The sequence below is a fragment of the Pantoea sp. CFCC18177 genome, assembly GCF_059412425.1.
The window spans coordinates 264,720-278,016 of record NZ_JBNBPL010000003.1; the positions used below are offsets into that span (position 1 = coordinate 264,720).

General features: G+C 52.6%; 15 protein-coding genes. 5 read left to right on the forward strand and 10 right to left on the reverse strand.

What is annotated here, in order from left to right; translation table 11 throughout:
- Positions 1-111: 111 nt before the first annotated feature.
- The 5 genes from potF to ACPUC8_RS05360 form a co-directional block, all read right to left on the reverse strand.
- On the reverse strand, positions 112-1,221 hold the full coding sequence (gene potF, locus ACPUC8_RS05340; RefSeq protein WP_039336359.1) for a spermidine/putrescine ABC transporter substrate-binding protein PotF: 1,110 nt from the start codon (positions 1,219-1,221) through the stop codon (positions 112-114).
- Between the two features lie 372 nt (positions 1,222-1,593).
- Positions 1,594-2,073: a YbjN domain-containing protein gene (locus ACPUC8_RS05345; protein WP_039336361.1), complete on the reverse strand. Its 480-nt coding sequence runs from the start codon at positions 2,071-2,073 to the stop codon at positions 1,594-1,596.
- 86 nt (positions 2,074-2,159) lie between these two features.
- Positions 2,160-3,062, reverse strand: a complete 903-nt coding sequence (rimK, locus tag ACPUC8_RS05350; RefSeq protein ID WP_494925695.1) for a 30S ribosomal protein S6--L-glutamate ligase — start codon at positions 3,060-3,062, stop codon at positions 2,160-2,162.
- A 17-nt stretch (positions 3,063-3,079) separates the two neighbouring features.
- On the reverse strand, positions 3,080-3,802 hold the full coding sequence (gene nfsA, locus ACPUC8_RS05355) for an oxygen-insensitive NADPH nitroreductase (protein WP_039336366.1): 723 nt from the start codon (positions 3,800-3,802) through the stop codon (positions 3,080-3,082).
- Positions 3,803-3,814: 12 nt separating this feature from the next.
- Complete coding sequence (locus ACPUC8_RS05360) at positions 3,815-4,066, reverse strand: DUF1418 family protein (RefSeq protein WP_039336368.1); 252 nt, start codon at positions 4,064-4,066, stop codon at positions 3,815-3,817.
- Between the two features lie 212 nt (positions 4,067-4,278).
- On the opposite strand from ACPUC8_RS05360, the gene ACPUC8_RS05365 reads away from it, so the two are divergent.
- Positions 4,279-4,542: a GrxA family glutaredoxin gene (locus ACPUC8_RS05365; protein WP_039336371.1), complete on the forward strand. Its 264-nt coding sequence runs from the start codon at positions 4,279-4,281 to the stop codon at positions 4,540-4,542.
- A gap of 60 nt (positions 4,543-4,602) precedes the next feature.
- Here the strand turns inward: ACPUC8_RS05365 and ybjM are convergent, their stop codons facing one another.
- Positions 4,603-4,974 carry an inner membrane protein YbjM gene (ybjM, locus tag ACPUC8_RS05370; RefSeq protein WP_039336373.1) on the reverse strand — a complete coding sequence of 124 codons (372 nt, stop codon included), beginning with the start codon at positions 4,972-4,974 and terminating at the stop codon, positions 4,603-4,605.
- Between the two features lie 255 nt (positions 4,975-5,229).
- On the opposite strand from ybjM, the gene ACPUC8_RS05375 reads away from it, so the two are divergent.
- The 3 genes from ACPUC8_RS05375 to ybjG all read left to right on the forward strand — a co-directional run bounded on the left by ACPUC8_RS05375 (position 5,230) and on the right by ybjG (position 8,468).
- Positions 5,230-6,918, forward strand: a complete 1,689-nt coding sequence (locus ACPUC8_RS05375; protein ID WP_039336374.1) for an aspartate:alanine antiporter — start codon at positions 5,230-5,232, stop codon at positions 6,916-6,918.
- A gap of 202 nt (positions 6,919-7,120) precedes the next feature.
- Positions 7,121-7,876: a phosphatase PAP2 family protein gene (locus ACPUC8_RS05380; protein WP_071885746.1), complete on the forward strand. Its 756-nt coding sequence runs from the start codon at positions 7,121-7,123 to the stop codon at positions 7,874-7,876.
- Entirely contained in the window at positions 7,863-8,468 is a 606-nt protein-coding gene (gene ybjG, locus ACPUC8_RS05385) for an undecaprenyl-diphosphate phosphatase (RefSeq protein WP_039336376.1), read from the forward strand. Before ACPUC8_RS05380 ends, ybjG begins: the two co-directional genes overlap by 14 nt.
- 33 nt (positions 8,469-8,501) lie before the next feature.
- Here the strand turns inward: ybjG and ACPUC8_RS05390 are convergent, their stop codons facing one another.
- Positions 8,502-9,707, reverse strand: coding sequence for a serine hydrolase (locus ACPUC8_RS05390; protein ID WP_039336379.1), 1,206 nt, complete (start codon positions 9,705-9,707; stop codon positions 8,502-8,504).
- Positions 9,708-9,983: 276 nt separating this feature from the next.
- Here ACPUC8_RS05390 and ACPUC8_RS05395 point away from each other — a divergent pair, with 276 nt between their 5' ends.
- Positions 9,984-10,640 (forward strand): HAD family hydrolase, encoded by a 657-nt coding sequence (locus ACPUC8_RS05395; protein ID WP_494925696.1) that lies wholly within the window; start codon positions 9,984-9,986, stop codon positions 10,638-10,640.
- Between the two features lies 1 nt (position 10,641).
- Here the strand turns inward: ACPUC8_RS05395 and ACPUC8_RS05400 are convergent, their stop codons facing one another.
- The 3 genes from ACPUC8_RS05400 to ACPUC8_RS05410 form a co-directional block, all read right to left on the reverse strand.
- Positions 10,642-11,775, reverse strand: coding sequence for a PQQ-dependent sugar dehydrogenase (locus ACPUC8_RS05400; RefSeq protein WP_494925697.1), 1,134 nt, complete (start codon positions 11,773-11,775; stop codon positions 10,642-10,644).
- Positions 11,776-11,880: 105 nt separating this feature from the next.
- Complete coding sequence (locus tag ACPUC8_RS05405) at positions 11,881-12,537, reverse strand: DUF3313 domain-containing protein (RefSeq protein WP_039336385.1); 657 nt, start codon at positions 12,535-12,537, stop codon at positions 11,881-11,883.
- A 116-nt stretch (positions 12,538-12,653) separates the two neighbouring features.
- Positions 12,654-13,289, reverse strand: coding sequence for a carbonic anhydrase (locus ACPUC8_RS05410; protein WP_039336387.1), 636 nt, complete (start codon positions 13,287-13,289; stop codon positions 12,654-12,656).
- Positions 13,290-13,297: the final 8 nt, after the last annotated feature.

Below are 13,297 nucleotides of genomic sequence, written 5' to 3' on the forward strand. Positions count from 1 at the left end.
CAGCTGCGTTGGCTACGTGCATTCACCTCAGTCACTTACTTCAGTAAGCTCCTGAGGATTCATGCACTTGCCGCCTTCCTTAAATTCGAATTATTTTGGGTATAGAACGAATTACTTACCACTTTTTACTTTAGTCCATGCACGGGTACGCGCACGATCCAGTTTTGGATCCTGGACTTTCAGCACAAACAACTTCGCCATGGCATCAGGCGTTGGGAAGATGCCTGGGTTGTTACGCACATCGGCGTTGATCAGCGGCAGTGATGCCTTGTTACCGTTGGCATAGTTCATTTTGTTGGAGACATCGGCGATCACTTTCGGATCCATGATGTAGTTCAGCCACTGATAAGCTTCATCCAGGTTCTTCGCATCTTTTGGAATCGCCATCATATCGAAGAAGGCCAAGGCACCCTCTTTCGGCACGCTGTACCCCAGGTGCACGCCGTTGTTGGCTTTTTCTGCACGATCTTTAGCCTGCAGGATATCGCCAGACCAGCCGATCGCCACGCAGATGTTGCCATTCGCCAGGTCGTTAATGTACTGAGACGAGTGGAAGTAACGGATGTTCGGACGTAGTTTCAGCAGCAGATCGGTGGCAGCACCGGTGTAATCTTTGGCATCAGAGCTGTTCGGATCTTTGCCGAGGTAATTCAACACGGTAGCGAAAATCTCTTCTGGTGCATCCAGGAAGGAGACGCCACAGCTTTTCAGTTTTTCCAGGTTTTCTGGCTTCAGGACCAGATCCCAGCTATTGACAGGTGCATCGGTGCCCAGCGCGGCTTTCACTTTATCGATGTTGTAGCCGATACCGGTGGTGCCCCACAGATAAGGAATCGCATATTTGTTACCTGGATCATGCTGCGCGACTTTCGCCATCAGGTCAGGATCGAGGTTTTTGTAGTTAGGCAGTTTGCTTTTATCCAGCTCCTGGAAGACACCTGACTGCAGCTGACGGGCAAGGAAGCTCGAAGAAGGCACCACAACGTCGTAACCGGTTGAGCCCGCCATCAGCTTGCCTTCCAGTACTTCATTGGAGTCAAACACGTCGTAGACCACTTTAATACCAGTCTGCTTTTCGAAATTAGGCACGGTATCGGCCGAAATATAATCGGACCAGTTATATACGTGCAGCGTTTTATCCTCTGCCTGAGCACCCACGGCCGCAGCCATCAGCACACCTGCAACCACACCTGGCAACCATTTTTTACGTTGGTTGATCATGTTTTACATCCTCCTTAGCGGGTCATCACAACGCTGCATACACGCGATCCTGACGTTGCGTTTATTGTCGAATTAGACGCATAGAATGAATCAATATTCAGCGGGAGTTTAATAGCAAAAACCTATGTTTGTGCTGAGGTTGCACGTCTCAGGCAGCCCCGCAAGAATAGCCCCACAGCTCCATGCGTGCCAGAGCCCAGCGTAAAAAACGCCTTTTTGCGATATCTTATGCATGTTTCTGCTATGGGGTTTGGTACTAGCGGCATAAAGCACGACTAATATCTGGCAATAAAGGGCAAAATGCAGAATAAAAAGTGGTGGGGATAAAATGAAAACTGCCGCAAAAAGCGGCAGTTAGCGAGACGGGGAATCTTAGTGCAGCATCGCGTGGCTGCCGGAACTGGGTTGACGTTCCTCTTCTTCGCCCATCATCAGTAAATTGTTGGCAAAGGCTTCCATAATCACCATGGAAATCCCCTCTTCACTCTGCTTCATAAAGTGAGAGAACTGGCCAAAGGTCAAACCGGCGGTGGTACTGATGGACTGGCAGACAATCAGCTTGGGCAGATTATCGTCCTGAATATCGATAAAGGCTTTCACCGTTAATGAACTGGCGTTGATTTGTGACAAATCGCCAACTAACGGGATCAGCGCCGTGGGCTTCACTTCAGCCAGCGCGGAGAAGAGGATGACGTCGTCCACCAGGTCGATTTTTGCATCAAACACCCCGTCAAAATTCTGCATGTGCGGCAGATGCAGTGCCTGGCAGGCATCGCATTCGAACCAGGTGATATTTTGTTGATCCAGCCAGCGACGCAGCATGTCGATGTCAGGAACGACCAGTGAATCCATCGTTGTATCCTGTGGGGTGAAGAAATAAGCGCCTTAGCTTACGGAAAAAGTCATGCTGATGCCACGAAAACCGCGTAAAAGCGGGCTCAGCCGCCCGTTTTAAGACGATAGCCGGGGCAAGCGTGTTGTTCAACCCATTCAATCATCATGGTGGCGATATCTAAACCGGTGTTGCCCTCAATACCTTCGAGACCGGGCGACGCATTGACTTCCATGACCAGCGGCCCGCGATGCGCACGTAAGATATCGACGCCAGCGATCTCCAGACCCAGCGTTGACGCGGCTTTCACCGCAATCTCACGCTCCTTGTTGGTGATGGTTACCGCATGCGCTTTGCCACCGCGATGCAGATTAGAGCGGAAATCCCCTTCTTTAGCTTCACGTTCAATGGCGGCCACTACCCGATCGCCAATCACCAGGCAACGAATATCGCGCCCTTGTGCTTCTTTGATAAACTCCTGCACCAGAATATGCGCGTTCAGGCCACGGAAGGCATCAATCACGCTTTCGGCGGCCTGACGCGTTTCCGCCAGCACCACACCAATCCCCTGCGTCCCTTCCACCAGCTTGACCACTAGCGGCGCTCCGCCCACCATGGCGATGAGGTCTTGCGTATCGTCAGGTGAGGAAGCAAATCCGGTGATCGGCATATCAATGCCTTCACGTGCCAGCAGCTGCAGCGAGCGTAATTTATCGCGGGCGCGGGTGATCGCCACTGACTCATTCAAGGGATAACTGCCCAACATTTCGAACTGACGTAGCACAGCCGTGCCATAGAAGGTGGTGGCAGTACCGATACGCGGGATGACCGCGTCAAAATGGCCCAGCGGTTCACCCCGATAATGCACAGCGGATGAATCGGAGTTGATGTTCATATAGCAGGAGAGCGGATCGATCATCTGCACCTGATGACCACGCTCTTCCGCAGCATCCCGCAGACGTTTACACGAATACAACGATCCATCGCGGGTGAGAATGGCCATCTTCATTGCTGAGTTCCTTGTGCTTAGCGTGTTGCCCAGCCTTGCTGATGCAGATAATCCAGCATAAATGGCCGCGTTTCTTTAATAATCAAGCGCTGAATCAGTTCGCTCCAGGTTTCGGAACGCTGGTTGCTGTCGCGCTGCTGATAATAGGCCGTAATTTGATTATCGTAATCAGCCAGTAGGTTTTTATCGACAACCTGATAACGATTTTCATGCACCAGCATAGCTTGCGGCATACGCGGTTTCACATCCGGCGCGGACGCAGGATGGCCAATACAGAAGCCAAACAGGGGCAACACAAATTGAGGCAGCCCCAGCAATTCGGTGACTTGCGCAATGCTGTTACGGATGCCGCCAATAAACACACCACCCAGGCCCAACGATTCGGCCGCCACCATAGCATTTTGCGCCATCAGCGCGGTATCGACGCAGCCCAGCAGAAGCTGCTCGGCGCGTCCGAGATGCGCATCGGGGCAAATTTGCTGATGGCGATTAAAGTCGGCGCAGAATACCCAGAATTCAGCCGCAGCACTGACCCAAGGCTGTCCGCCGGTCAGCTGCACCAACTGTTCACGCATGGCCTTATCCGTGATGCGAATAATGGAAGAGCACTGTAAAAAACTGGAGGTAGAGGCCGCTTGTGCTGCAGCAATGATCGCGCTGCGCTGGGCATCATCTATACCTTGCTCAGTAAAAGCGCGAATGGAACGGTGGCTGCATAGTAAATCAATCGTCGGCGTCATAATCCTCTCCGGTTACTTCTTTTTGTGGGTTTGATTGAACAACTGCGGCGCCATGGCTTTCGCCGTTCGCCACATCATCAGCCATGCTGCGGGCAGCATCAGCGCAATGCCAAGGAAAAACAATAGCGTAGCCAACGAGTTTTTCGCCATAAACGCTGGGGCGCTGACCCAGTCGTTGACCAACAGCAGCGCGCCAATCACCGAAAGAACGCCCAGCACTTCCAGCAGCAATATCGGTTTGGGCAAAGTCGCCAGATTACGCATAGGTGAATCCCTCAGTGACTCAATTTGTCAGTCGCATGCCAGATCCGCATACTTCGCATCATGAGAGTGAAGTATGACGGATATAGTTTGCGGCCATTAGATTAACAGGCAATTTCTTCTTTGCTTAAGCAGGATGGGCGGGCATGATGAATGCCATTATTCACGCTGTAATGTGAAACTGGTCACAAAACAGCAGCGGAAGGAGAGAAGCAATGATTGCAGTGATTTTTGGCCGTGAAAGCTGCCCATACTGCGTACGTGCCAAAGAGTTAGCCACCAAGCTAACCAGTGAGCGCGACGATTTTAACTATCAGTACGTCGATATTCAGACCACCGGTATTACTAAAGCCGACCTGGAAGCGCGTGCGGGCAAACCGGTTACCACCGTACCGCAGATTTTCCTCGACGATCAGCATATCGGTGGCTACACCGAATTTGCTGCCTGGACCAAAGAAAATCTGGGTGTTGAAGCCTGATTGATCGGGCGCGTTATAGGGGGCGGCTTTCAGGCCGCCTCTCGCCACAAATCCATCATATTACTCAGGCCGCATCGCCAACATTATCCGCAGTAGCCGCACCACCAAAGCGCCGCACCCCGCCCAGAACAACGCACTCAAACTCCACGCCACCACCAGCAGCCAACTGTGCATTTGCGTCACGGTGAACCACACCCACGCTAACCCCAGTAATGAGCCGCCCAACGCGACCCACAGCGTCCCGATCAGCGGGCTGTCTGGCTGCATCACAGCCATTAGCATGCCTGGCAATAAAAACAGCAATAACTCAGGTTGTCCACGCACGGCTTGTTCCGCCGCAGCGGCCCAAAAATGATGTGCAAAAATAAACACCAGCGTATAAAGCATCATGCCTAAAACCGATGCTGGCCAGCGATTATTGCGCTGCAACATAACCATCCTCAACTTTGACGTTAACAATATTGAAACGTTTACTGCCCTGATGCGCAAAAGTGGAAATAAAAATACACAGCAACGGCCCTAAGGAATGAAAATGGCTGATAGCTGAGGGAGTTAATTATGATTAGAATGACGCCGCTTTTAATTACGGTCTACCTCTCCGTGGCGGCAAGGATGCTTGCGGCTGCCACAAGATAGCGAAAAAAGACCCGTTCATCAACTCGTTACAGGTAAAGAAGAAGTTAAACCGTGAACATTAACGTCGCAGAATTGTTAAGCGGAAATGACGTTCTGTTATTATTTGTCGTCTTAGCCCTTGGGCTGTGTCTGGGTAAATTACGCCTGGGTTCTGTCCAACTGGGTAATTCCATTGGTGTACTCGTTGTTTCTTTGATTTTAGGCCAACAACACTTTGCGATAAATACCGACGCATTAAGCCTCGGCTTTATGTTGTTTATTTTTTGTGTTGGTGTCGAAGCGGGGCCAAACTTTTTCTCAATCTTTTTCCGCGACGGTAAAAATTACTTCTTTCTCGCCATTGTGATGGTAGTCAGTGCACTGCTGATAGCCTTAGGGCTGGGTAAACTGTTCGGTTGGGATATTGGGCTAACAGCAGGCATGTTGGCCGGTTCCATGACGTCAACGCCGGTGCTGGTTGGCGCGGGTGACACACTGCGACAAAGCATCAGCGATAGCCATCAGTTGAGCATGATGCAGGACAACCTGAGTCTTGGTTACGCCCTGACCTATCTGATTGGTCTGGTCAGCCTGATTTTTGGTGCGCGCTATCTTCCGCGCCTGCAGCATCAGGATTTACCGACCTGTGCGCAACAGATCGCGCGTGAACGAGGCCTTGATGCCGACAGCCAGCGCAAAGTGTTCCTGCCGGTAATTCGCGCCTACCGCGTGGGGCCGGAGCTGGTGGAATGGAGCGGCGGCAAAAATCTGCGCGAACTGGGCATTCACCGCCAGACCGGCTGCTATATCGAGCGCCTGCGCCGCAATGGGATCCTCGCCAGTCCCGATGGCGATGCAATGCTGCAATTGGGCGATGACATTTCCCTGGTGGGCTATCCTGACGCACACGCGCGCCTTGATCCCAGCTTCCGCAACGGCAAAGAAGTGTTCGATCGCGATCTACTCGACATGCGTATCGTCACCGAAGAGATCGTGGTGAAAAATCACAATGCGGTGAATAAGCGCCTCAGCCACCTGAAACTCACTGACCATGGTTGCTTCCTCAACCGCGTAATCCGCAGCCAGATTGAGATGCCCATTGATGACAGCATTATGCTCAATAAGGGCGATGTGTTGCAGGTCAGTGGTGAAGCGCGACGCGTAAAAAGTCTGGCAGACCGCATCGGCTTTATCGCTATCCACAGTCAGATGACCGATCTGCTGGCATTCTGCGCGTTCTTTATTATCGGATTGATGATCGGCATGATTACCTTCCAGTTCAGCAACTTCAGCTTTGGCATCGGCAACGCCGCGGGTTTGCTGTTCGCCGGGATCATGCTGGGCTTCCTGCGTGCTAACCACCCTACCTTTGGTTATATCCCTCAGGGTGCACTCACCATGGTGAAAGAATTTGGCTTGATGGTGTTTATGGCGGGTGTCGGCCTGAGTGCGGGAAGCGGCTTGCAACATGGACTCGGCAGCGCAGGCGCACTGATGCTGTTAAGCGGCTTGCTGGTCAGTTTAATACCGGTGGTGGTGTGCTATCTGTTTGGTGCCTATGTGCTGAAAATGAACCGTGCGCTGTTGTTTGGCGCCATCATGGGTGCCCGTACCTGTGCACCGGCAATGGAGATCATCAGTGATACCGCCCGCAGTAGCATTCCGGCACTAGGCTATGCAGGAACTTATGCCATTGCTAACGTTTTGCTGACGCTCGCCGGCACCCTGATTGTGATAATTTGGCCGCTTTTGCCTTTTTAAAAATATTTTTACCCCGTTCAGAACTTTCTATTTGGGGCGCAGTCTGAATAAGTGCCACTGCTTTTCTTTGAAATCCCCAAATTGAGGAGCCCGCCGGTCACTGACTTGCGGGTTTTTTTATGTCTGCTGTTCCTGCCGCTTAAGGTTCTCCTAAGCGTAAATTGCGACCCTGCCACTCTGATTTCGCTATTTTCAAACCTTCATGCAACTTTCATCAAAGTTAAACACTCCAACAACCCGCGATAAGATTAAGAGCCAGACTATTTATTGTTTGTCTGGGCGCTTTTACGCTATCAACTTTATTTTGCTGGCAATTTTTGCACTGGTGTTCTTGTGGTGGTCACGCCACGAAAGCCTGGATATCGCCATCAGCAGGATGTGGTTTGATCCCCTGACACAGACGTTTCCGTGGCAGCACAACCGCTGGCTGGACCTGATTAATCATCGTTTGTTTAAAGATGTGATCATTGTCGGGGCGGTACTGCTGCTGTTACGCGGACTACAGAAGCGCGATGGGCGTCGCGTGCTGGTGGCCCTGCTGTTTGGCTTGGGGCCGCTGGTGGTCGGTATTCTGAAGGCGCACAGCGCACATTCATGCCCGTGGGATCTGGCGATGTTCGGCGGTAAGGCTGCCACCTTCGCGCTGCTGGATGCCGTGCCCGCCAATAGCGGGCCGGGGCAATGTTTCCCTGGCGGACATGCCTCCAGTGGTTTTGCCGTGATGGCGCTGTTCTTCCTGTGGTGGCCTGAACGTCCCCGCCGCGCGCTGTTGGCGCTGTGCGCGGGTGGCGCAATTGGCCTGTTGATGGGCTATGGCCAGGTGATGCGCGGTGCCCACTTTTTCTCACACAACCTGTGGGCAGGCTGGTGGGTATGGCTGAGCCAGGTGCTGATTTTTGCTGGTGTTTCTTTTTGGGTAAACAGAACGAGGATGATGAAACGTGATGGAAGCACTTAACCACACGATCTTTTTATGGATTAACGCCACTGCGGATTCGCCGCAGTGGCTGATTCATCTGGCTACTTTTATCGCGAAAGATGTGATTGCGATTGTGCCATTACTGATTGTTGCGCTCTGGCTGTGGGGACCGCGCGATCAGGTTCAGTCACAGCGTGCTCTGGTGCTGAAAACCGGTATGGCGCTGATCTACGCACTGAGTATTTCCTGGTGTGTGGGGCAACTGCTGCCGCATCCGCGCCCCTTCGCTATCGGCTTTGGCCATCAGTTCCTGGCTCATGCGGCCGATGACTCTTACCCCAGTGACCACGGCACCACTATCTTCACCTTTGCGCTGGCGTTTATCTTCTGGCATCGCCTGTGGTCGGGCGTGATTTTGTTGGCGGTGGGCAGTGCGATTGCCTGGTCGCGCGTCTATCTGGGCGTTCACTGGCCGATGGATATGCTGGGTGGATTCCTGGTAGGTCTGTTGGCTTGTCTGGCGTCGCACATGGCGTGGCAGCTATACGGTGAACGCATGCTGGCCTTTACGCATCAGGTGTATCGCGCACTCTTTTCAATGCCGATTAAGAAAGGCTGGGTTCGCGGATAATGCAGAAGGCGGCGCAAATGCGCCGCCTATTTATCAATTGAACCACTTACCAAACCAGCCGTTGAATTTCATCATGATGAAGTCCCAAATGCGGCCAATAAAGCCACCCTCTGGTACATCCTCCATCACCACCAACGGACGTTGATCAATCGTTTTGCCATCCAGTTGGAAATCAATGGTGCCCACCACCTGATTCTTCTGCAGCGGTGCCTCCAGTTGCGGCGAATTCAGGGTAAAGCTCGCCTTGAGGTTTTTCATTTGGCCTTTCGGCACAGTGATTGCCGCATCCTTAGCGACTCCCAGATTGACCTGACTGTGGTCGCCAAACCAGACACGTTGTTGAGCAAACGGCTTATCGGCTTTGATTGGCGTCACCGTTTCATAGAAACGGAAGCCCCACGTCAGCAGTTTCTCGCTCTCACGAAAACGAATCGCATCGGTTTGCGTGCCCAGCACCACTGAAATCAGACGCATATCGCCATCCACCGCAGAGGCCACCAGATTGTTACCTGCGCCAGAAGTGTGCCCGGTTTTGATACCATCGACCTTCAGGTTACTGCTCCACAGCAGGCGGTTGCGGTTCATTTGCTTGATATGGTTAAAGGTGAACTCTTTTTCGCTGTTTAGCGCATACTCTTCCGGCACGTCACTGATCAGACGCTGACCAATGATGGCCATGTCACGCGCGGTGCTGTACTGCCCTTCCGCATCAAGACCGTGCACGGTCATGAAATGGGTGTTTTGCAGTCCGAAGGCTTTAACGTAGTTGTTCATCAGACCGATAAACGAGTCCTGGCTGCCTGCAACATAATCCGCCAGCGCAATACAGGCATCATTACCTGACTGAATCACTACACCTTTATTCAGTTCCGAAACCGGAATGCGGTCACCCGGTTTAAGGAACATCAGCGATGAGCCGCGCAGTTTTGGATTGCCGGTTGCCCAGGCATCCTGACCAATGGTCACCAGGTCATCGTTATGTATCTTGCCCGCTTTCAGTGCCTGTCCAACCACATAACTGGTCATCATTTTGGTCAGGCTGGCGGGATCGAGGCGTTGATCAGCATTGGACTCTGCCAGCACTTTCCCGCTGTTATAGTCCATTAAAATCCAGGCTTTGGCTTCAATCTGTGGAGCAGCAGGTGCCTGTTCAGCCTGAGTGGTGACTGGAAGGAAAAGCACTAATAATGAAGTGGCAGCCAGCGGCCGCAAGGCAGAAGTGACGGAGTTTTTTCTCATGAGCGTGACCAGATTGTCCTTGTTAAATCATGGTTTTGGTGCGGGTAAGACATGTCTTAATCAAAGCTACACGCTAACCCCCTGCGAACAAAACCGTCCAATCGTAAAGTTTTTTAGAGTTTATTAGAGTAACCCTGGCACCAACGCCGCAGTGCTGCCACTTTTGATCTATTGCACAAGATGAAAAAATGCGAGAAATTCCGATTTTTCGCAGAACGGTTAAGCCAGTCACAAAATTCCGCTACCCTGATACCAGTCAGCCCGAGGAGAACCACGATGGACTTAGCCGTTTTCGATCTGGACGAAACTCTGATTTGTGAAGACAGTACCAGCCTCTGGCTGCGCTGGCTGGTTTCACAGGGATTCGCACCCGAAGCAGTCATTTTGCAAGAGCAGGCTCTGATGGAAAAATATCACGCCGGCACCCTGTCAATTGAAGAATATATGAGCACCACTCTTGCCCCTCTCGCCGGTATGGCGACCCTGACCGTTGAGGGCTGGGTGCGTCGTTTTATCCATCGCGACATTTTACCCCGCGTTTTCCCTGCCGCACGCGAACGCATCGACTGGCACCAGAAACGCGGCGATACCGTGATGATCATCACTGCCAGTGGCGACCATCTGGCCGTTCCGATTGCGCAGCGTCTGGGTGTACACGGGGCACTGGCCATCGGTGTAGAGGTCGTGGACCAACGCTACAGCGGCCAGATTTATGGCACAGCGACCTACCGTGAAGGCAAGGTCACACGCCTGAGTGACTGGAAAGCCTTGCAGCATGATCAACGTTATGAGCGAACCTGGGCTTACAGCGACTCAATGAATGATTTACCACTGCTGGCCCACGCCGATCATGCCTGGGTGATTAACCCCAATGCGCAGTTGCAGCAGGAAGCGCAGCAGCGCGGCTGGGAAGTGTGCAACTGGGTGCGTTAAGTTAACCGCGAGGGGGGTTGGCCGCGTCTGCCAGCCCCACTTTTAACAGTTTTCCGTTAGCCTCATCTGTTAGCACATAGAGAAAACCGTCTGGCCCCTGGCGCACATCGCGGATGCGTTCACCACGATCCTGCAACAAGCGCTGCTCCTCAACCACTTTCTCACCATTCACCCGCAGGCGAATTAAGCTTTTCTCTTTCAAAGCACCAATGAACAGCGAGTTCTTCCACTGTGGGAAACGTGCGCTGTTGTAGAACACCATGCCGCTGATGGCCGGAGAGACTTTCCACCAAAACAGCGGTTGTTCAGTCCCGGCGACATGGGTTCCCTGGGCTTCTGGCACCTTCTGACCGCTGTAATCGATACCGTAGGTGGCCAATGGCCAACCGTAGTTTTTTCCTTTCTCTGGCAGGTTCACCTCATCGCCGCCACGTGGACCGTGCTCACTCTCCCACATTTGCTGCGTCCACGGATTGAACGCTAAACCCTGTGGATTGCGCATGCCATAGGACCAAATCTCTGGGCGGGCGTCTTTGCGATGCACAAAGGGGTTATCTGACGGGATCTCGCCATTCTGTGTCAGACGCACGATTTTTCCAGACAGCTTATCCAGCTGTTGGGCACTGCTACTGGCAAAGTTGTCACCAAAAGCGATATAGAGATATCCCTGATGATCAAACGCCAGGCGCGTGCCGATATTGGCACCGCTGGAGAGTTTCGGCGTTTGCTCCAGTACCACTTTGAAGTCGTTTAGCTGACGGTTATCGTCGCTGAGCCGCCCGTACCCCACCACGCCGCCGGCACGCCCTTCAGCATTTGCCGTGGTGTAACTGAGCCACACGCGACGGCTTTGGGCGAAATCGGGCGCCAGCACCACATCCAGTAATCCACCCTGACGATTGGCCCAGACTTTCGGCACCCCGCTGATGGGCTGCGATAACCCGGTGCCCGGTTGCCAACTGCGCAGCTGCCCGGAACGTTCAGTAATCAGCAAGGTTTGATTGTCAGGCAGAAACGCCACAGACCAAGGGTGGTCGAGCTTATCCTGCAACACCTGAACCTGGACCTCTGCAGCATGAGTGAATGAGGGGTAACTGAATACGCCAAGCAGTAGCGCGACGGGCAGTAAACGCATGGGGTGCTCCTTTATCACGGTTTGTGATCAAGGGTAGTCAGCCCGTAAGAAAGGATGTGCAGTATTTACAAAACATTAAGCCCGACGCGACGTCGGGCAGCAGGATTAAGGAGCCGAGAAAGCCACAACATCGCGCACCATCTCGTCGATGCCGGGACGTAAGTCATTGAGGGTAATTGGGGTGCTGTTATTAGGCAGTGACTTACCAAACGCCTTGCGCACCACCTTGATCATCGGTTTCCCAGTTTGGGCATCCACCGCTTCCACTTCCAGGAACAGCGCACTGTTTTGAGTTCTGTGCCCTGTGGCCGCCATGGTGCTGGCCACCACAGCAGCAATTGGTACCACTTCATAGAACTGCACCCCTTCGTTTTCGGCACTCACCGCCGTGATTGCACTTTTCACACGCAGGGTGTGCGCACCTGGCTTGCCCACCACAGGTTTACGTTCTGACACCGCTTTTTTTAGTTGAGCGTCAGTGTACTGGCGAATCTGATCGAGGGTTTGCTGACTGATTCGTTCGGTAGGGCGCGCGGCGGGATAATAGACCACCGGTTCAAACACCACGTTGGTGTAATCCGCGCTGTGGTAATCCGGGGAGATCCAGCGTAGCGTCGGCTTTCCACTGGGCGACTGCGCCGGTTTTAACTGGCTGTAATCGCCAAGGAACCCAGAGAATTGCTGTTTATCGGCAACATGAGAGGTACAGCCAACAGCCAGCATTGCCAGCGTCAAAGCAGGAATATAAAGACGAAATCGCATGAGAAAGCCCTTATAAGAGGTAAACGCTTCTCAAGTGTAGAGTGCACGCTGCGCTTTAGCGGGATAAATTCGCAGGTTGTGAAGAAAACCACCCGCAGAGCAGGTGGTTAACGGGATTATTCGAAGCAGGTCTCTGGATTTTCTGAAAGTGAGATAAACGATTCACCGCCTTTGGTCAGGGCGATAATACCGCCGCTCTCAATATCATAAACCCACCCATGCAGGCGAATTTTGCCTTTACGCAGCGCTACCGCCACGGAAGGGTGTGTTTTGATATTGTTCAGCTGAGCAATAACGTTTTCTTTCACCATCTCGTTGAGACGGGTTTCTACTGATTCATACTTGCGCTCTTCCACCACAGCTTTTGCCGCATTGGCGTAATGTAGCCAGTGATCGACCGCAGGCATGCTTTCCAGGTCGGCGTTAGCTGCAATCGCGTTCATGGCACCGCAATTCGAGTGGCCGCAAATGATGATTTCAGTCACGCCCAGTGCCACGACTGCATATTCAATGGTGGCAGAGACACCGCCCGGTTCAGGACCAAATGGCGGCACGATATTACCGGCGTTACGGATCACAAACAGTTGACCGGGCTCAGATTGCGTGACTAATTCGGGCACCAGACGGCTGTCTGAGCACGAGATAAACAGCGCTTTAGGATTCTGGTTTGAAGCCAGACTTTTGAAAAGATCCTTCCTTTCAGGGAACACATTCTGTTGAAAATTCAGAAAACCTTTGACGATCTCTTGCATATGTCTGC